Origin of the sequence: Erythrobacter westpacificensis (assembly GCF_039542285.1) — a bacterium.
Taxonomy (GTDB): Bacteria; Pseudomonadota; Alphaproteobacteria; order Sphingomonadales; family Sphingomonadaceae; genus Alteraurantiacibacter; species Alteraurantiacibacter westpacificensis.
In genome coordinates, this window is record NZ_BAABHV010000005.1 from 125671 (window position 1) to 144020 (window position 18350).

General features: G+C 64.4%; 24 protein-coding genes. 16 read left to right on the forward strand and 8 right to left on the reverse strand.

The genetic code is table 11. The features are described 5' to 3' along the window. The first annotated feature begins 317 nt into the window (after positions 1–317). Positions 318–2498, forward strand: coding sequence for a S8 family peptidase (locus ABFX23_RS03100; RefSeq protein ID WP_346031664.1), 2181 nt, complete (start codon positions 318–320; stop codon positions 2496–2498). Here the strand turns inward: ABFX23_RS03100 and gmk are convergent. Genes gmk through ABFX23_RS03115 form a run of 3 tightly spaced genes read right to left on the reverse strand, consistent with a single transcriptional unit; the run spans position 2475 to position 4152 of the window. Beyond that, positions 2475–3152, reverse strand: a complete 678-nt coding sequence (gene gmk, locus ABFX23_RS03105; protein WP_346031665.1) for a guanylate kinase — start codon at positions 3150–3152, stop codon at positions 2475–2477. The genes ABFX23_RS03100 and gmk overlap by 24 nt on opposite strands. Before the next feature lie 46 nt (positions 3153–3198). After that, complete coding sequence (locus ABFX23_RS03110; protein ID WP_346031666.1) at positions 3199–3603, reverse strand: hypothetical protein; 405 nt, start codon at positions 3601–3603, stop codon at positions 3199–3201. A 36-nt stretch (positions 3604–3639) separates the two neighbouring features. Beyond that, complete coding sequence (locus ABFX23_RS03115) at positions 3640–4152, reverse strand: SspB family protein (protein WP_346031667.1); 513 nt, start codon at positions 4150–4152, stop codon at positions 3640–3642. Positions 4153–4258: 106 nt separating this feature from the next. On the opposite strand from ABFX23_RS03115, the gene hisB reads away from it, so the two are divergent. The 14 genes from hisB to pal all read left to right on the forward strand — a co-directional run bounded on the left by hisB (position 4259) and on the right by pal (position 12838). Then, positions 4259–4852 (forward strand): imidazoleglycerol-phosphate dehydratase HisB, encoded by a 594-nt coding sequence (gene hisB / locus ABFX23_RS03120; protein ID WP_120077787.1) that lies wholly within the window; start codon positions 4259–4261, stop codon positions 4850–4852. After that, complete coding sequence (hisH, locus tag ABFX23_RS03125) at positions 4845–5477, forward strand: imidazole glycerol phosphate synthase subunit HisH (RefSeq protein ID WP_346031668.1); 633 nt, start codon at positions 4845–4847, stop codon at positions 5475–5477. Before hisB ends, hisH begins: the two co-directional genes overlap by 8 nt. Further along, positions 5474–6199, forward strand: coding sequence for a 1-(5-phosphoribosyl)-5-[(5-phosphoribosylamino)methylideneamino]imidazole-4-carboxamide isomerase (hisA, locus tag ABFX23_RS03130; protein ID WP_346031669.1), 726 nt, complete (start codon positions 5474–5476; stop codon positions 6197–6199). The genes hisH and hisA overlap by 4 nt, the downstream gene beginning before the upstream one ends. After that, positions 6196–6462, forward strand: a complete 267-nt coding sequence (locus tag ABFX23_RS03135; RefSeq protein ID WP_346031670.1) for a hypothetical protein — start codon at positions 6196–6198, stop codon at positions 6460–6462. Before hisA ends, ABFX23_RS03135 begins: the two co-directional genes overlap by 4 nt. Beyond that, positions 6459–6743 carry a hypothetical protein gene (locus ABFX23_RS03140; protein ID WP_346031671.1) on the forward strand — a complete coding sequence of 95 codons (285 nt, stop codon included), beginning with the start codon at positions 6459–6461 and terminating at the stop codon, positions 6741–6743. Before ABFX23_RS03135 ends, ABFX23_RS03140 begins: the two co-directional genes overlap by 4 nt. Beyond that, the gene (gene hisF / locus ABFX23_RS03145) at positions 6740–7516 is read left to right on the forward strand and encodes an imidazole glycerol phosphate synthase subunit HisF (protein ID WP_346031672.1); all 777 of its coding nucleotides are present in this window, start codon (positions 6740–6742) and stop codon (positions 7514–7516) included. The genes ABFX23_RS03140 and hisF overlap by 4 nt, the downstream gene beginning before the upstream one ends. A 77-nt stretch (positions 7517–7593) precedes the next feature. After that, positions 7594–7914 (forward strand): phosphoribosyl-ATP diphosphatase, encoded by a 321-nt coding sequence (locus ABFX23_RS03150; protein WP_346031673.1) that lies wholly within the window; start codon positions 7594–7596, stop codon positions 7912–7914. Beyond that, a complete protein-coding gene (locus ABFX23_RS03155; RefSeq protein WP_346031674.1) occupies positions 7911–8288 on the forward strand; it encodes a histidine triad nucleotide-binding protein in 378 nt (125 codons plus the stop codon). The genes ABFX23_RS03150 and ABFX23_RS03155 overlap by 4 nt, the downstream gene beginning before the upstream one ends. Before the next feature lie 115 nt (positions 8289–8403). Continuing rightward, positions 8404–8847 carry a YbgC/FadM family acyl-CoA thioesterase gene (locus ABFX23_RS03160; protein ID WP_346031675.1) on the forward strand — a complete coding sequence of 148 codons (444 nt, stop codon included), beginning with the start codon at positions 8404–8406 and terminating at the stop codon, positions 8845–8847. After that, complete coding sequence (gene tolQ, locus ABFX23_RS03165; protein WP_346031676.1) at positions 8844–9539, forward strand: protein TolQ; 696 nt, start codon at positions 8844–8846, stop codon at positions 9537–9539. The genes ABFX23_RS03160 and tolQ overlap by 4 nt, the downstream gene beginning before the upstream one ends. A 3-nt stretch (positions 9540–9542) precedes the next feature. Next, entirely contained in the window at positions 9543–9989 is a 447-nt protein-coding gene (locus ABFX23_RS03170; protein WP_120077798.1) for an ExbD/TolR family protein, read from the forward strand. A 12-nt stretch (positions 9990–10001) separates the two neighbouring features. After that, a complete protein-coding gene (locus tag ABFX23_RS03175) occupies positions 10002–10820 on the forward strand; it encodes a TonB C-terminal domain-containing protein (RefSeq protein WP_346031677.1) in 819 nt (272 codons plus the stop codon). Beyond that, positions 10817–12247, forward strand: a complete 1431-nt coding sequence (tolB, locus tag ABFX23_RS03180) for a Tol-Pal system beta propeller repeat protein TolB (protein ID WP_346031678.1) — start codon at positions 10817–10819, stop codon at positions 12245–12247. Before ABFX23_RS03175 ends, tolB begins: the two co-directional genes overlap by 4 nt. A gap of 72 nt (positions 12248–12319) precedes the next feature. Next, positions 12320–12838 carry a peptidoglycan-associated lipoprotein Pal gene (pal, locus tag ABFX23_RS03185; protein ID WP_346031679.1) on the forward strand — a complete coding sequence of 173 codons (519 nt, stop codon included), beginning with the start codon at positions 12320–12322 and terminating at the stop codon, positions 12836–12838. 1 nt (position 12839) lies between these two features. Here the strand turns inward: pal and ABFX23_RS03190 are convergent, their stop codons facing one another. Continuing rightward, positions 12840–13028, reverse strand: a complete 189-nt coding sequence (locus tag ABFX23_RS03190) for a hypothetical protein (RefSeq protein ID WP_346031680.1) — start codon at positions 13026–13028, stop codon at positions 12840–12842. 204 nt (positions 13029–13232) lie between these two features. On the opposite strand from ABFX23_RS03190, the gene ABFX23_RS03195 reads away from it, so the two are divergent. Further along, positions 13233–13766, forward strand: coding sequence for a J domain-containing protein (locus ABFX23_RS03195; protein WP_120077975.1), 534 nt, complete (start codon positions 13233–13235; stop codon positions 13764–13766). 1 nt (position 13767) lies between these two features. Here ABFX23_RS03195 and ABFX23_RS03200 read toward each other — a convergent pair whose 3' ends face one another. From ABFX23_RS03200 to ABFX23_RS03215, 4 genes are all read right to left on the reverse strand, one after another. After that, positions 13768–14622, reverse strand: coding sequence for a hypothetical protein (locus ABFX23_RS03200; protein WP_346031681.1), 855 nt, complete (start codon positions 14620–14622; stop codon positions 13768–13770). Positions 14623–14624: 2 nt separating this feature from the next. Further along, complete coding sequence (locus tag ABFX23_RS03205; protein WP_346031682.1) at positions 14625–15695, reverse strand: hypothetical protein; 1071 nt, start codon at positions 15693–15695, stop codon at positions 14625–14627. Positions 15696–15776: 81 nt separating this feature from the next. Further along, positions 15777–16772, reverse strand: a complete 996-nt coding sequence (locus ABFX23_RS03210; RefSeq protein ID WP_346031683.1) for a hypothetical protein — start codon at positions 16770–16772, stop codon at positions 15777–15779. A 100-nt stretch (positions 16773–16872) separates the two neighbouring features. Next, on the reverse strand, positions 16873–18216 hold the full coding sequence (locus ABFX23_RS03215; RefSeq protein WP_346031684.1) for a cystathionine gamma-synthase family protein: 1344 nt from the start codon (positions 18214–18216) through the stop codon (positions 16873–16875). Between the last annotated feature and the right edge of the window lie 134 nt (positions 18217–18350).

Consider the following 18350-nt stretch of genomic DNA (forward strand, 5'->3'; position numbering starts at 1 on the left):
CAACGTCATTGCCGTATCGCACACCGGCGTTGGACACATGGTCGCGTTCAGGGCAAGTTATGGAACGAACCGCTCAGGGTCGACAGGGCGGATAAGGATCTGATTTGACACGGACAAGAACAGCGGACTCCTGGCGCAATCTGCAAGCGGCGGGCATGGCGGCCTCCCTTGCACTGCTGGCAGCGTGCGGAGGCGGCGGCGGTGGACCGACAGTCTCGGCCCCGCCTCCCGTGACGCCTACGCCAACGCCTACGCCTTCTCCGACGCCCACTCCGACACCGACGCCTACGCCCCCTCCTGCCGCCGCCTTCCCCGTCGTGGCGCCACCCCAGGCGTTCAACACGCCGGAGTTCCGCCGATCGGACGGACCAGGCCAGCACAATGCCGCGAGTGCGTGGGACGACGGCTTTACAGGGGACGGGGTGACGATCGCCGTGGTCGACACCGGCATCGATCCCGACAGCCCCGAGTTCGCAGGCCGCATCTCACCCGCTTCGACCGATATTTACGGCAGCCGCGGGATAGAGGGGCCGGACGATCACGGCACGCTGGTATCGCTGGTGGCAGCGGCCGCGCGCAATGGCACGGGCGTTGTCGGCATGGCCTTCGATTCGACCATTCTTGCCATCCGGGCGGACGAGCCGGGATCGTGCGGGGGCGACAATCCCGAAGACCCGAGTACCGAGTGCGGCTTTCTCGACAGCGCGATTGCCGATTCCATCGATCATGCCGTGGCCAACGATGCCAAGGTCATCAACATCTCGCTGGGCGGGCCCGGTGGAATTACCCAGGCGCTTCGATCGGCGGTGACGAACGCCGTCAATGCGGGCGTGCTGGTCGTGGTCGCGGCCGGGAATGACGGACGCGGTGAACTGACCACCTTTGCCGAGATGCTGGGCGATGCTGGAAACGGTGGGGTCATCATCGTCGGCTCGGTGGACGAGGACTACACCATCTCGGATTTCTCCAACCGCGCCGGGGCGAACCCGCAATACTTCCTCGCCGCGCGGGGAGACAGAATCTGCTGCGTCTACGAGGACGGGGAAATCTTCGTCGACGAGGAGGGCTTCGTCTTCCTCTATTCCGGCACCAGCTTCGCTGCTCCTCAGGTCGCGGGGGCAGCCGCCCTGCTGGCGCAGGCATTCCCGCACCTAACGGGCAACCAGATTGCCGAGATCCTGCTGGAGACGGCTTTCGATGCAGGGGCGGCTGGCGACGATTCCGTCTATGGCCGTGGTATCCTGAATGTGGCCCGCGCTTTCCAGCCTGTTGGCACGACGCAGATCGCGGGCGAAACTACGGCCTTGGCGCTGGCTGACAGCACTGCCGTCGCTTCGCCAGCGATGGGAGACGCCTTCAGTGCCGCGTCCATTCAGACGCTGGTGACCGACCGCTACCAGCGCGCCTTCTCTACCGATCTGGCAGGCACGCTGCGCGGGGCGGATATTCCCGAGCGCCTGCACGGAGCCGTGGGGCAGGGTGCGTGCCACATTTCCGGCGGGTCTTCGAGGGCGAGCGTTGCTTTCTCCATCGATGCCAGTGGCAGGCAGCCGCCGCGCGCCGAAATCCTGCTGTTGCAATCCGAAGATGCGGATCGGGCCCGCGTGCTGGCAGCGCGCGTTGCCCTGCGATTGTCGCCCAACACCCAGCTTGGTTTCACCTACCGCCAGTCCGCCGACGGGCTCGTGGCGGGTATGCAAGGGCGTGACCGCCCGGCCTTCATGATTGCCGCCAGTGGCACTGACGACGATGGCATGCTGGCGATGGCCGACAGCGCGGTGGCGCTTCGGCGGCAGGTGGGAGACTGGGGCCTCACCGTCAGCGCGCAGACCGGCTCCACCATCAGCGCCGCTGCCGAACGCCGCGCCGCGCAGCTTCGCGGACAGCGGGTGGAGGAAGACCTCGCCAGCTTCGCCCTTTCCCTCGACCGGCAGTTCGGCGCTTTCGACATAGCGACAAGCCTGACCTGGACCGCGGAGGACAGCACCGTGCTGGGCGCGCGCTTCCACGAAGGCTTCGGGCTGGCAGGCAGTGATACCGTGTTCATCGACACCGACCTTGGCTGGCGCTTCGCCGACAACTGGCGGTTGGGCGCGGCCTACAGGCAGGGTTTCACCCGCCTTCGCAGTGCTCCTCTGCTGGCCGATGGCTCCGGCCTTTCGAGCAATGCCTGGTCCTTCGATCTACAGCGATCAGGAGTCTTTGCAGCAAACGACCGACTGGCGCTGCGCATCTCGCAGCCGCTGCGCGTCGCATCGGGCGGCCTCGATCTCAACCTGCCGACGTCGTTCAGCTACGACACCCTGACCGCCGAATACGGCGTGCAGAGATTGTCTCTCTCACCCGGGGGCCGCGAAGTTACAGGCGAACTGGCGTGGATCGGGCCGATTTGGGGCGGTAGCGCAGCGGCCAGTCTCTTCCTGCGACACGAGCCGGGGCACTACGCGGATGCCGCCGACGACGTGGGGGCTGCGCTACGCTGGTCGCGCCGGTTCTGACGGTTCCTGCATCAGCCAGCGGGTGAAGTCGACAAGGCCCGTCTGGCGCGCGCGGCTCATGCGCTCTGCCTCCAGGATGGTCAGCACCTTGTCATAGCAGCCCGCGATATCGTCGTTGACGACGACGTAATCGTATCCGTCCCAGTGGCTGATCTCGAACCGGGCGCGGTCCATGCGCGCAGCGATCACCTCGTCACTGTCCGTCCCGCGCGAACGCAGCCTGTGTTCCAGCTCTGCGATGCTGGGCGGTAGCAGGAACACGCGGACAACGTCCGTTTCCATGCGCTGGTAAAGCTGCTGCGTTCCTTGCCAGTCGATGTCGAAGAGGAAGTCCTGCCCGGCCTTCAGGCCTGCCTTGATCTGGGCCTTGGGCGTTCCGTAGCAATTGCCGAAAACCTTCGCCCATTCCAGGAACTCGCCGTTCTCCACCATGGCGTCGAATGTCGCCTGGTCGACGAAGTGGTAGTCCTTGCCCTCGACCTCTCCCGGTCGCATGGGCCGGGTGGTGACGGAAACCGACATGCCGATGCCATCCACTTCCGCCAGCAGCTTGCGCGCGATGGTCGTCTTGCCTGCGCCAGACGGCGAGGACAGGATGAACATCAGGCCGCGGCGAGCGAGCGGTTGCGAGCTGGAAGGGGAAGATTCGGTCATTCACCGCTAATGCGGCGAGGCAGGGGATGGATCAAGCCCGCGGGGCTCAGCTATCCTCGTTCGCCTGTTCGATAAGCTGCGCGTCGCCTTCGCGTTTTTGCGACCGGCGGGCCTTGGAATGGTCGTAGAGCACCTTGCCGAGGATGCCTGTGCCCACGATGGCTGCACCGGGGACGGAGCGCGTGGCGAACTTGGCCACGGCGATCGAACTCAGGGTCCGCCAGATCGAGCGGTTGTTCTTGATATCTTTGACGGTCTCGTCGTCGTAGCGCTTCTTGAGAAACGCCTTCTCCACTCCGCCGCGCAGGACATAGGAGCCCATCCGCATCACCACGTCGGCGAGCATCAGGTTGGTTGCAGGGTTCTCCGTCGGGCCGGGCACGTTGCCGGTCTTGCCGCGCCGCGCTCTTACAAGTCGGTGAATTTCATCACGGTCGAGATTGTCGCTCATCGCTGCCCCTTGTGGGCCCGCGAAATCCAAGCCCGGTTATTTCTTGCGGCCGAAATCGACCGTGACGACGTTAGAGCCGTCCTCACTCTTGGCAACGTCTTCGATGGAGCGGCGTTCCTCGCCATCGGGCGCATCGTTCTCCGCATCGTCGTGCGCTGCGGGTTCCTCGTCCTCGACAGCCGCCTGGAATTGCAGGCCGAAATCCACGGCGGGATCGACGAACGCGGTAATGGCCGAGAAGGGAATGACCAGCTTGCTGGGGATCTGGTTGAAGCTGAGGCCGACCGAAAACCCGCGATCGGTGACTTCAAGGTCCCAGAACTTGTTCTGCAGGACGATGGTCATTTCGTCGGGAAAACGCTCGGTCAGCGTCTTGGGAATATCGACGCCCGGCGCGCCGGTCTTGAACGTGATGTAGAAGTGGTGGCTGCCCGGCAGGGTGCCGCCGTCGCGCTCCACCTGGCCCAGGACACGCCCGACCACGGCACGAAGCGCCTCCTGCACGATCTCGTCGTACGGGATCAGACTGTCGGGTGTATCATCGCTCATAGGGGCCTAGGTGACGCTGGCGGGGCGCAAAATCAAGCCGGAATCGGGCGATCATGCCTGCCAATGCGCTTGCGTGCGCGTTGCATCGGCCTATAGGCTCACCCCCATGCGTACAGGGCGAACAGAGCGTAAAACCAAGGAAACCGACATTCTCGTCGAGGTGAATCTCGACGGGACGGGACAATACGACATTTCCACAGGCATCGGCTTTCTCGATCACATGGTGGAGCAATTCAGCCGCCACTCGCTGATCGACGTGACGCTGAAAGTCGACGGCGACCTGCACGTGGACCAGCACCATACGACCGAGGACAGCGCCATTGCGCTGGGCCAGGCGCTGTCCGATGCGCTGGGCGACAAGGCCGGGATCGGTCGGTACGGCGAGGCACACTCGCCGATGGACGAAACCATGGCCCGCGTCGTGGTGGACATTTCGGGTCGTCCTTACCTCGTCTGGAAAGCACGTTTCACGCAGGAAAAACTTGGCGAATGGGATACCGAGCTGATCGAGCACTGGTTCCACTCCGTCGCCCAGTCCGCCGGCCTGACGCTGCATTGCCAGGTGCTTTACGGCAGCAACAACCATCACATCTGCGAGGCGCTCTACAAGGGTTTCGCCCGCGCCATGCGGCAGGCGGTCGAACTCGACGCGCGCAAGGGCGGGGCGGTGCCTTCGACCAAGGGGCAGCTCGGTGGCTGAGGCCATTGCGCTAATCGATTATGGCGCGGGCAACCTTCACTCGGTCTACAACGCGCTGAAAGCCGCCGGGGCCGAGCATGTTGCCGTCACCGACGATCCGAAGCTGGTGCGCGGCGCGCGCCGGATCGTGCTGCCGGGCGTTGGCAGCTTTCGCGCCTGTTATGAAGGACTCACCGGCATCCCCGGCATGGTCGATGCGCTGGAAGACCGCGTCTTGGGGGACCGCAAGCCCTTCCTCGGCATATGCGTCGGGATGCAACTCCTCGCCGATCGCGGGCTGGAGCACGGCGAATGCCCCGGCCTTGGCTGGATTCCGGGCGAGGTGCAGATGATTGAGCGCACCGATCCTGCCATCCGCGTGCCGCACATGGGCTGGAACGATGTTGGCCTCACCCCGCATCACGGCGACCACGAATTGCTGGAAGAGGGTGAGGCTTATTTCCTCCACTCCTACCATTTCGTGCCTGAAGACGGGCTGGACGTTGCCGCGATGACCGATCACGGCGGCGGCATCGTGGCTGCCGTCGCGCGCAACAATATCGTCGGCGTGCAATTCCACCCGGAAAAGAGCCAGACCTTCGGTATCGACCTGATGCGCCGTTTTCTCGATTGGAAGCCCGTATGATCGTTTTTCCCGCCATCGACCTGAAAGGCGGCGAAGTTGTCCGCCTTGCCGAGGGCGACATGGACCGCGCCACCGTTTACGGCGACAACCCGGCAGCCCAGGCCATGATCTTTGCCGAGGCGGGCGCCGAGCATCTCCACGTGGTCGACCTCGACGGCAGTTTCGCGGGCAGGGCCGAGAACCGCGAGGCGGTGGAAGCCATTGTCGAGGCGTTTCCCGGCTACGTGCAGCTTGGCGGCGGTATCCGCGATGCCAAGGCCGTGGAGGGCTGGTTCAACCTCGGCGTGGCGCGCGTGGTGATGGGTTCGGCTGCCTTGAAGGACCCCGACTTCGTCAAGGATATGGCACGCGAATGGGAGAACGGCATCGTCGTCGCCGTCGATGCGCGTGACGGTATGGTGGCGACCGAAGGCTGGGCCGAAGTCTCCAACGTGCCGGTGGTCGACCTCGCCCGCCGGTTCGAGGACGCGGGCGTTGCCAGCCTGCTGTTCACCGATATCGGGCGCGATGGCATGCTGAAGGGCTGCAATGTCGATGCGACGGTGGAACTGGCCCGCAGCGTGGATATCCCCGTGATCGCCAGCGGCGGGGTGAAGGGGCTGGACGACATTCACGTCCTCTCGCTCCACGCGGACGAAGGGATCGAAGGCGTCATCACGGGCCGCGCGCTTTACGAGGGGCGGCTGGACCTGGCGACGGCGATAGCCATGGCGAACCGGTGAGTCCGGACATCAATCCCTATTTCCTGCCCGGCATCGGCGGCGCGGCCGTATCTTCAGCCGTACGGTATGTTTTCGGCGGCACGCAGGTGGCATTGATCGGGCTGGTGGTCTTTACCGTCGTCTACGGAGCACTCATCCTGCTGGGACGCGGGATGAAGTGGGATGAGGCCCCTGTCCAGCATGCCATAGTCGCGGCCATCGCCACGACGGTTGCCTACCTCTTGACCGATCACCAGTCAGCCGTGGCGGTCGCCACCCGATGAGCATGGCCGACGTCGCCCTTGTCGCGTGTCTTGCCATGCTGGCCACGGCCATTATCGACTGGCGCCGCGGCGTTACCGGCCTTGGCCGCCTGCGGCTGACGAAAAAGGACGATCCGAACCGCTACTGGATGGCGCTGGTGCTCTATTTCAACTTGGCCTTCCTCATGTTCTGGCTGTTCGGGCAGGCCCAGGTCCAGACTCAGCAGGACGAAGAAGTGCTGGAAGTCGCGAGCGAAGAACCTCAAATGATGCTCGATATCGAACAGGCGACCCGACAATGACAGTCCGTATCCGCGTAATTCCCTGCCTCGACGTGGCCGATGGCCGCGTGGTGAAGGGTGTGAACTTCGTCGACCTGAAGGATGCCGGTGATCCGGTTGAGCAGGCGCAGGCTTATGATGCGGCAGGCGCGGACGAACTGTGCTTCCTCGATATCTCCGCCAGCCACGAAGGGCGCGGCACCCTGCTCGATATCGTCAAGCGCACCGCCGAAGTGTGCTTCATGCCGTTGACCGTGGGCGGCGGCGTCTCCAGCGTGGATGACGCACGTGCGCTCCTGCTCGCAGGCGCGGACAAGGTTGCGGTCAATTCCGCCGCCGTGCGTCGCCCCGAAATCATGGCCGATATCGCCGATCGCATGGGCAGCCAGTGCGCTGTCGCTTCTGTCGATGCCCGCAGGGTAGAGCCCAGTTCCGACGGAAGTCCCCGCTGGGAAATCTTTACCCACGGCGGCAGGCGGGAGACCGGGATCGACGCTGTCGAGCACGCAGTGAAGCTGGCGGAACTTGGCGCGGGCGAATTGCTCGTCACCAGTATGGACGGCGACGGTACGCAGAAGGGTTACGATCTCGAACTCACGCGGGCGATTGCCGATGCCGTTTCGGTGCCCGTGGTCGCCAGCGGCGGCGTGGGGACGCTCGACCACCTGGTGGAAGGCGTGACCAAAGGCCATGCCAGCGCCGTTCTGGCGGCCAGCATCTTCCATTTTGGCACCCATACCATTGCCAAGGCGCACAAGGCCCTGCGCGATGCGGGCCTGCCCGCGCGCGGCTGAGGCCCCTTCTGTAACAAGCACCCCAGTCCACCTCTCTGCTTGACCCGAACCACGCCTTTCGCCCATTGCCGGAGTCGATGGATACACTCTCACGCCTCGAAGCCGCGATCGCGCAGCGGCGCGCCGCCTCGCCGGACAGCAGCTATGTGGCGAAGCTGAATGCCAGGGGGCTGCCCAAGATATGCGAGAAGGTGGGCGAGGAAGCCACCGAGACCGTAATCGCGGCGCTCAGCGGCTCCGACAAGGAACTGACCGGCGAGGCCGCCGATCTCGTTTTTCACCTCATGGTGTTGCTGGGCGCGAAGGATATCCCCCTCGCCGATGTGCTGGCCGAACTGGACCGGCGCGAGGGCACCTCGGGCCTCGAAGAAAAGGCAGCAAGGAAGACCGAGCAATGAGCGTCGACCCGACCAAGCCCTACGATCCCGAAAACATCTTCGCCAAGATCCTGCGCGGCGAGATTCCCTGTAACAAGGTCTACGAGGATGAATGGTCGCTGGCCTTTCATGACATCAACCCTCAGGCGGACGTGCACATCCTTGTCATCCCCAAGGGCGAATATGTGAGCTGGGACGATTTCTCCGCCAAGGCACCGGCAGACGAAATCGCGGGTTTCGTGCGTGCCGTGGGGCACGTGGCGCGCGAGCAGGGATTGGTCGTTCGCGGCTATCGCCTGCTCGGCAACGTGGGCCGCAACGGCGGGCAGGAAGTACCGCACTTGCACGTGCACCTGTTCGGCGGCGGGCCGCTCGGCCCCATGCTGGCGCGATAGGGCTGTCTCTACAGGGGGCGCTCGACAGGTCGCAGGCGCGACTCGTTTCGTCGCCAAGTGCTAAATTTTCGGGCCCGGGCAGGCTGTAAGCCACCGTTCATCTAAGGAGAGACAATTGCAGCCACCCTCCGGCACAATCGAAGGGGCAACGCACTACTACCCGGTGCGGGTGTTTTTCGAGGATACCGACCTGTCAGGCATCGCCTATCACGCCAATTACCTGAAGTGGTGCGAGCGCGCACGCAGCGATCTGCTGCGCGTGCTGGGCATCAACCAGCGCGAGGCGTTCGAGGCGGGCGAGGGCGTCTACGCGGTATCCGAAGCGCAGATCAAATGGCGTCGCCCGGCCAAGCTGGACGATGAATTGATCGTGGAGACCCGCGCGGTGGAACTGCGCGCCGCCAGCGCGCGTATGGAGCAGAGGGTGATGCGCGGGGAGGAACTTCTGGCCCAGGTAGACATCGTTGCCGCATTCGTTACGCACGAGGGCAGACCGCGCCGCCAGCCTGAAGAATGGCGCCGCGCATTCGAACAATTTGTCACGAAAGACGACCAATGACCGTGCTGGACATGCTTGCCGTATCCGCTCCCACCCGTCTCGATCCGATCGAGCTGTTCCTGCAGGCCGATATCGTGGTGCAGCTGGTGATCGTGGGGCTTATCCTCGCCTCGATCTGGACCTGGACCATCATCATCGGCTTTTCGATGCGGATGGGCCGCACGCGCCGCAATTGCGATGCGTTCGAGGAGGATTTCTGGACGCACGAGGATGTCGACAGCGTGCTGGACGCGCGCCGCCGCAAGGATAATCCTTCGGCCCGCGTCGCCGCCGCCGGGATCGCCGAGTTTCGCCGCAGCCACAAGTCCGGCCTGAAAGACCCGGTCGCCGCGCGCGGGCGCGTTGCGCAGGCGCTGGAAGGGCAGGTCGCGCATGAGGCGGACCGACAGGCGAACCGGCTGAATTTCCTCGCCACCACGGGCTCGGTCGCACCCTTCGTGGGCCTGTTCGGCACCGTCTGGGGCATCATGAACAGCTTCTTCCAGATCGGATTGCAGCAGAACTCGTCGCTCGCCGTGGTGGCGCCGGGCATTGCGGAGGCGCTGTTCGCCACCGCCATCGGCCTGTTCGCGGCCATTCCGGCGGTGATCGCCTACAACCGCCTGTCGAACACCGTGAACGGGTTCGAGGCGCGCCTTCAACGCTTTGCCGACCGCGTCCACGCGCAGGTCAGCCGCGAGATGGAGGGCTAGCCGATGGGCATGGGCGTCATGTCCTCCAGCCGCAGGGGCCGCTCCAGCCGCCGCGCGCCGATGGCGGAAATCAACGTCACGCCCTTCGTTGACGTGATGCTGGTGCTGCTCATCATCTTCATGGTCACCGCTCCCCTGCTGGCCAGCGGCGTGCCCGTGGAACTGCCCGAAAGCCGCGCCAACCCGATGGACCAGGACCCGGAGCAGGTGACCATCGCACTCGACCGCGAAGGCTTCATCTACATCGACGACGTGCTGGTGGAAGCCGGCGCGCTGGAGCAGGCACTCGATGCCATTTCCGGGCCTGCCGGGGCGGAGAAGCCGCTGATCGCGCTGCGCGCCGACACGGGCCTCGACTATGGCCGGGTGATGGCGGTGATGGGAGAGCTGAACCGCGCAGGTTTCAACTCCATTTCGCTGGTCACCACCAGTTCAGCCGACGCGCCATAGCCTGACCTGCTGATGGCCATGTTCGCCGATCTTTCCCGCGAAGAACGCATCGGTCTGGGGGCCGCAGTCGTCGCGCATGCGGCGCTGGCCGTGGCGCTGGCCGTCCACGCCACGCGCGACCCGCCGCCGTTCGTACCGACCGAGCGCATCGACGTGAGCCTGGCAACCGAAGTCAGCCTGGAAAGCACCGCGCCCGATCCCAGCGCGGAGCCTGCTGCAGCAATGGCTCCCGAAATGGCCGATATGCCGCAGGAAGCGCAGGAAATGGTCGAGGCTCCTGCGCCCGAGGTGATCGAGCGACCCGTCACCACGCCCCCGCGGCCGACGGCCCGGAGCACGCCTGCACCCACGCCCACGCCGCAGCAAACGCGCCGCGCCGAAACGCGCCCGACCCCTGCGCCAACGCCGCGGGCAACGGCCAGCCAGCGCGCACAGGGCAGCCGCCTCAATGACGATTTCCTGCAAGGCACTAGTGATGCAAGCGGCGACAGCGGCTCACCCGCCCAGACCGTCGGCCCGGCACAGCAAGCATCCATCGCCCAGGCCATTATCCGCGCCCTGCGCCCGCACTGGCAGCCGCCATCGGGCGTGGAAGTAGAATCGCTGGTGACAGTGGTACGCTTCCGCCTGAACCGCGACGGCACGCTTGCCGGTGCGCCGGAGGTCTTGCGCACCACCGGGCAGACCGATGCCAACCGCGCGCAGGTTCGCCGTCACCAGGAACAGGCGGTGCGCGCCGTGCGTCTTGCAGCGCCCTTCGATTTGCCCGAACAGTATTACTCCGGATGGCGTGTCATCACGTCCAACTTCGATAATAGGCTAGCCCAATGATCCGATTTTCCCTCTTCGCCTCGCTGACCGGTGTTGCCCTGTCGCTCTCGGCCACGCCTGCCCTCGCGCAGAACGATGACCTGATGACCGACCTCGACCCGGCCAGCATCGGCGTGCAGGATGTGGAGGAAACGACGGTGGAGGGCGACGGTGACGGCGAGGGAATTTCCGTCACGGTAACGGCCGATGCCTGGCAGGATCTCGGAATCGCCATCGCCAGCTTCGCCACCAATCGCGACGTCTCCACGCCTGCGAATTCGCAAGGGACGGCCGCGCTCGGCCTTGAACTGGCGCGCGTTGTCTATTCGGACCTGCGCTTCAACGGCCTGTTCCGCCCGGTCGGCCCCGATGCCCTGCCGCGCCCGAGCTATCCCGAAATCACCGATCCCGCCTGGAACACCTGGCGCGGCCGCAGCGCGGAGATGCTGGTGCACGGCTATGTCCGTGCCAACGACGACGGGCGCCTGACGGTCGGCTGCTACCTCTACGACGTTGCCCTGCAGAGCGAGCTGGTGCGCGAAGGCTGGGTGGTGAACCCCAGCGAGTGGCGCCGTGCCGCGCACAAGTGTGCCGACCTCGTCTATTCGCGCCTTTCGGGCGAGGATCCGTTCTTCGACAGCCGCATCGCCTATATCGCGGAAACCGGCCCCAAGGATAACCGCATCAAACGCCTTGCGATCATGGACAGCGACGGGGCGAACCACCGCTTCATCACCAACGGCCAGTCCACCGCGCTCACGCCGCGCTACTCGCCGGACTATTCCAAGATTGCCTACTTGTCCTACGTCGACGGCAATCCGCGGATTTACGTGTACGACATCGGCAGCGGGCGGCAGACGCTGGTGACGCAGAGCGCCAATCCGACCTTCGCCCCGCGTTGGAGCCCGGATGGCCGCTATATCCTCTATTCGATGGCCGTGGGCGGCAACACGGATATCTACCGTGTTTCCGCAGCAGGTGGCGGCACGCCGCAGCGCCTGACGTCCGGCCCGGCGATCGAGGTGGGCGGCTCCTACTCGCCCGACGGCAGCCAGATCGTGTTCGAAAGCGATCAGTCGGGCGCGCAGCAGTGCTACGTGATGAACTCCGACGGTTCGAACCAGCGCCGGATCAGCTTCTTCGGCGGGCGCTGTGCCAGCCCGGAGTGGAGCCCGCGCGGCGACCAGATCGCTTTCACCCACATCGTGGGCGATTTCCATATCGCGGTGATGAACCCGCAGGGTCGCAACATGCGCACCCTGACCAACGGGTGGCAGGACGAGGGCCCGACATGGGCTCCGAACGGCCGCATCATCCAGTTCTTCCGCACCGAGCGTAATTCCGGCGACACGTCGATCTGGCAGGTGGACCTGACCGGCGAGAACGAGCGCCGGCTGCGTACGCCGGTAGGGGCGTCAGACCCGGCTTGGGGACCGGTTCTGCCGTAAGTGCGTTAGTTCCCCAGCGGGGTCGCAAAAACAACAAACCCGTTTTCACTACGGTTCAAGGAGAGCCAGAAAATGAATCGCCTGATTATCGCCGTCACTCTTTCCAGCGCGCTGGCACTCGGTGCCTGCAAGAAGGAACCGCCCGTCGTCACGCCCGATGCGCCGCAGGATACTGTAACGCAGCCCACGCCGACGCCCACCCCTACCTCCACTGCGCCGCAGCCCGGCTCGCAGTCGCACTTCTCCAGCGCGATGGCAGGGGCCGACACGATCTACTTCGATACCGATCGCTACAACATCGATAACGAGGACATGACCGCCCTGCGCCGCCAGGCCGAATACCTGCTCCAGTACACCGGCGCCCGCGCCACCGTGGAAGGCCACGCCGACGAACGCGGTACGCGCGATTACAACCTCGCACTGGGTGAGCGCCGCGCCAATGCGGCGAAGAACTACCTCGTCAGCCTGGGCGTGCCGGAAAGCCGCCTGCGCACGGTCAGCTATGGTGAGGAACGCCCCGTTGCCACGGCCTCGAACGAGCAGGCATGGGCCCGCAACCGCCGCGCCGTCACGGTGATGATCGAACGGTAAGCTAGCCGATCAGGGAAGGCAGGGCCGGGAACACCTGGCCAAGAGCGGGCGCGGTGGCATGGGCTGCCGCGCCCGTTTGCATTGCCGCCTCGCCGCCGATGCCAGGGCCCGTCGAAGGGCTGGCGAACAGCGCGAATGCCGCCATGGTCATGACGGAAAAGACAATGGAAATGGCGAGCTGCCTGCTCATGCGGTGATCTCGAATCGTGGCTCTGGTTGACTTTGTCCGAACGGTATATCGGCCGGACGGGCTATATTGCAATGCAGCAATTGCACCAAAATGTATCAACCGGCTGAATCGTTCCCATCCTGATTACCCGCAAAGGGCTCGGTTCACTTGTCGGGCTTTGCGCCCTATATGGGCCGGGATGTTGCTTGCGATCACCTTTTCCTGATGGCCCGTTCACGGCGTTCCAACGACTGGGGCTTCCCCCGCTGGCGTGGCTATGACGAGGGCCGTGAGGCGGTGGAGGTGCGCATCTGCGACCGCCACGGCTGCGACCAGCCCGGCGATTGCCCCGCGCCCAAATCCCCCAACAGCCCCGACCGGTGGTACTTCTGCGAGAAGCACGCGGCGGAATACAACAAGGGGTGGGACTACTTTCAGGGTCTGGACAAGGAAGAGGCGGCAGAGCGCGCCAAGGCCGAACAGGCGGAAAGCGCGGGCTATGCCGAGAGCCAGCACTACGGATGGAGCGGCAGCGGCGACGGATCGCGCAGCGCCGACGAGATGCGCGCGCTCGAAGTGCTGGAACTGGAAGCCGATGCCGATTTCCAGGCTATCAAACGCGAATGGCGCGCGCGGGCGAAGAAAGTGCACCCTGACGTGAAGCCCGGCGACAAGGAAGCGGCCGAGGAATTCCAGAAGCTGCAACTGGCCTACGAAGTGCTGAAAGCCGCCGAGGAGCGGCGCGAGTGGAAGGGGTAGGTCAAGAGACGACGTAGCCCCACAAGAGATAATAGGATGCGACGGCGTGTCCGTTTGCATCGAGAGCGGGCTGTAAATCTGCCGATTTCAACACATGCTCGCACGCTGCGTTTTCTGCGGCCACGTCGTCGGGAAGGTTGGTTGCCCTGCACCGAGTAACGTTTCCATCCTCGTCAACGAGCAGCAGCAGCTTCAGATTATCGATACCGTATTCACGCTCAATCCTCTGCGAGATCTGTAGAAACTGTCTGAACCACGATACCTTGCTTCCGAGATCCACTTGCCGTGAGAGATTACGCTGCTGCTGTGGATCCAGGCCCCAAGCCGAAACGAGATCGTCCGTGCAATGGCGCATGATCCGCATCGCTTCATCGAGAGGTCCGGTCTCGAAAACGATATCCGATGAGAAACCGTTCTGGATCGAAACTCCCGTAATCGCAGCATCACGAGCAATGGCCTGTGGCGAGCCGGGGACAGGCGGACTCTCGCCATTGCGATCGATCGTGTCAGTGTAAATGAAGCCTTCCCAATTGTCGTCGCCGTCCACCCTTCGATAGGTGCGGGGAGCTTCCGTTTCATCATCCGGAAGGACGGCAGTTCGCAGTTTGCGGTCACGCCGTTCCAGGGTCGGGCTTGCCGCTGTAATCTCGAACAGACGTCCCGGCAGGAATTGTCTGAGTTCGAGCATCGCCGAATGGTCGCCCTGTTCAAAATTGCGCATCAGCGCACAAGAATGATCCGCGAATTCGGCGACCCAGGGGCCGGAAGGGGTCATGACGAGGGCATCGTCCTGCGCTTTCGCCGGGGCGGCAAGTACGAGAATGGCGCAGAGAAAGGCTGGCAGGCGAAGGTCCATGACTACCGCTCCACCGTATCGTTCACCCACTGTGCCGGATCATCAACGGGCGGCGCGTCCTCTCCCACGAAGCGGGGGCTGGTGCTGGTGATGTAGCCGCGGATTGTGGTGTTGCCTTCGTGGCAGCCGTATTCGTACATCTCGTAACTGTCGTCACGCGTCCACGGGAAAGCGAGTGTGTAGGGCGCTGTAAGAACCACGGGGTCGCGTACTTCGGCCTCGTAGAAGATCGTGTCCGGCCCCACCATCGTCAGCCGCTCGGTCATGGTCTGGCGGTCGCTGGTGGGGATGGGCTTGTTGCCGGGACCGACGATGTTCATGGGTGTCTCGCCCGTGAGGTTGGTCGTCTCGATCACCAGCGTGTCGCCTTCCCAATGGCCCACGGAGGTGCCGAGGAACTGGCGGATCTCATCCGGCCCCGGCTCCCCGCGAATGGGAACGATGCGGGTTTCGTGGATCATTTCCAGCTGGATCACCACGTAGCCGGGCGACTGGAACACGCGCACGCCGTTGTTGTAGGGGAACGGCGTCATCGAGCTGGGCAGTCCGCGCGACAGGCACCGGTCCAGCGAGTTGAAATCGGACAGCCTGTCGAACTGCGTCACGTTCCAGCTCGATCGCATGGCGGCGCTCATCGCCTCGCCTTCCTCGGTCAGCGGGGGCAGGCGTCCGTTGGCGGGTGCCATGATGAGGGAGACCTGTTTCAGCGGCGTGCCCCATTCGAACCAGTGGCCGCTGCCGATCTCGTCGTTCGCGTCTTCCTGCTCGTAGCCAGCGGCGATTTCCTCGCTCCGGGCGAGGGCGGCGGCATATTCTTCGTCGGTGTAATAGGCGCGGGTGCCGAATTCAGGAGAGCGTTCGGTCGACGTGCGGCCTACCACGTCCAGCGGCCAGATGCCCGTGAGATCGGGATCGCCCCACGGCGTGCGCGGCACCTGCCAGCCTTCTTCGGCCACCTCGGCCCCGGCCAGCCGTGCCAGCTCGCGCGCGGGCAGCGAAAGGTCAGCCTCCTGCGCCATGAGCGGCGCAGGAAGCAGAGCCATTGCAAATGCGATGGAAAGTCTATGGATCACGCGGTTCCTCCCCGAACTCGTTTGCCGGGCAGCTAACCGCAATATCGGACGGGCCGCAAGCCGCCCGTCGACGTTCGTTCCTCAGCGCTTGCCGATGAAGCTGCCGACGAAACGGCGATCGTCGTCCTCGTCCACATCGCCGTCGTCATCGGCATCGGTGGTGCCGGAAACGGAGAACAGGATGAAGATTTCTTCCCGGTCGGGGCCACTCAGCGCGCCCGCAAAAGTACCGGCGAACTGGTTGGCCTCGTCGGTAAGGATGCCGGAGAAAGTGCCGTTGGAATTCAGCACGCCGCCGGTCACGGTGCCGGAGGAGTTCGTCGTCCGCTCGAACACCAGCTTGGCAACCAGCTCGGGCGTTCCGTTGTTGTCGCGGTAAATCTCGATCGTGCCGTTGATGCTGCTATCGGCTTCGGAAATGGTGAAGGTGACGTCCTGGGCCGAGATTGCGCCCGAAGGGGTCACGGTCGGATCGCCGCCGACCACCTCGACACTGCCGGAGTAATCGAGGTCCGCAGCAATATCCTCATCCGTGGTGACAGGGTTGAAGAACAGCGCCGTTCGTTCGCCGCGCAGGACGCCGTCGGTGGTGTCGCGCGTGAAGTCGACCTGCGATTCGTAGCTGACCCGCAGCACGTGTTCGAAAGGCAGTTCCAGGACCAGCTTCTCGTCCCCACGCGCGTAGGAGCGCACGGTGGCGGAAGCGTCCGTCAATTCGGTGGCGCCGAACGACACGGGATCGTCAAGGTCGGGGAAGCCGAACTGCACCTGCTCGGGCGCGAGCGCGAGGCTGATGGTGGCAAGGCCGTTCAGGCGCGATGCGCCGCTGAACGTCTCGGTCCCGCCTGCATCGGGGGTGAAATAGGCGAAGGCATAGTTCGCGTTCGTGCTTTCGGTCGCAAAATCGCCCTGCAGGTCGAAGTCGACGATCGGGGTCGGCGTGGGCGTCGGTGTCGGGGTGGCCGTTCCGGTGGCAGTCGGCGAGGGCGTCGGTGTGCCGGTATCGTCACCTCCGCAAGAGGTGACCAGGGCGCCAAGAGCGGCGACGCCGACGAAGAGGGCATATTTGCGAAGCACGTGTTTTCCCGTCCGTTCCGAAATGGTTTCCCGCCCTAGGCGGCTCGACCTTTCCCTTAGCTGTCCAATGCCTTGGGGGGCAAGCCGCCTCTGGCAAGGATTACACCGCTTCCAGCGCCTGCTCGAAATCGGCGACCAGGTCGTCCGCATCCTCGATACCGATGGAAATGCGCACGAGGTTGTCGGAAATGCCCAGTTCGGTGCGACGGCCTTCGGGCACGGAGAGGTGCGTCATGCTGGCCGGATGGCTGGCCAGCGTCTCGGTACCGCCAAGGCTGACGGCCAGCTTCGCCACTTTCAGCGCATCGAGGAACCGGAAGCACTCCGCCTCGCCGCCCTTGATGAAGACGGAGAAAGTGGAGCCTGCGCCGAGGCAGTGCCGGTCGTAGATGTCCTGCTGCCGCTCGTCCTCGATCATGCCGAGATAGCCCAGGCCTTCGACCTTGGGATGGTTCTTCAGCATGGCGCAAACCTTGGCCGCGTTCTCTCCTGCGCGCTGCATCCGCAGTTCGACGGTTTCGAGGCTGCGCAGCAGCATCCAGGCGGTGTTGGGATCGGCGATGCCGCCCATCGTGTTGCGCAGGGCACGGATGGCGTCGATCCATTTCTTGCCGCCCGCCACGCTTCCGGCCACGAGGTCCGAATGGCCGCCGACATACTTGGTGAGCGAATAGACCACCAGGTCCGCGCCGTGCTCCAGCGGGCGCTGCCACAGCGGGCCGAGGAAGGTGTTGTCGATGGCGATGGGGCAGCGTTCCGGATCGAAATGCGCGTCACGCGCTTCCTTCACCGCCTCGATGTCGACCAGTGCATTGGTGGGGTTGCCGGGGCTTTCGAGGTAGATCAGCGGCACTTCGCCGCCCTGCTGCTCCGCCTTGGCCTTCGCCTCGCGCATCACTTCGTCCAGCTTCTCCGGGCTCGCGCCAGCGGGGAAGGCAATATAGGTGACGCCGTACTTCGCCATCACCTTGGCAACAAAGCCCTCGGATGCGGCATAGAGCGGGCCGGAGTGGACGATCACGTCGCCTGCATTGCAGGCGGCGAGGATCAGCACGGCAATCGCGGTCATCCCGCTGGAGAAGCACAGCGCATCTTCCGCATCGTCCCAGATGGCGAGGCGATCTTCGAGGATTTCCTGGTTCGGCCCGTTGAAGCGCGAATAGACGAGGCCCTCCGCACCGCCTTCGCGCTTGCCGGTAATGCCTTCGAAGTGCCGCTTGCCGGCAGAGGCGCTTTCGAACGCGAAGGTGCTGGTGAGGAAGATCGGTGCCTTCAGCGAACCTTCGGACAGCGCCGGATCGTAACCGTGGCCCATCATCAGGGTGGAAGGCTTCAGCTTCTGTCCGTCGATGCGAGTGACTTCGGGCTTCGGCTTGCGGCGCGGGGTGGGCGTGTCGACGGCGCCCAGCGGGTCGTTGCTGTTGGTATCGTTCGGGTCGGCCATGGTGAGGCTCCTTCCTGCTCTTACCCCTAGGAAGGCAGGGGCAGGGTAAACGGTTCCGGGCCACCCGTTCCTAACCTCCGCAGGAACGCTTCTCCCGAAAATCCGGTTTCATGTGCAATTATATTCGCGCGGAG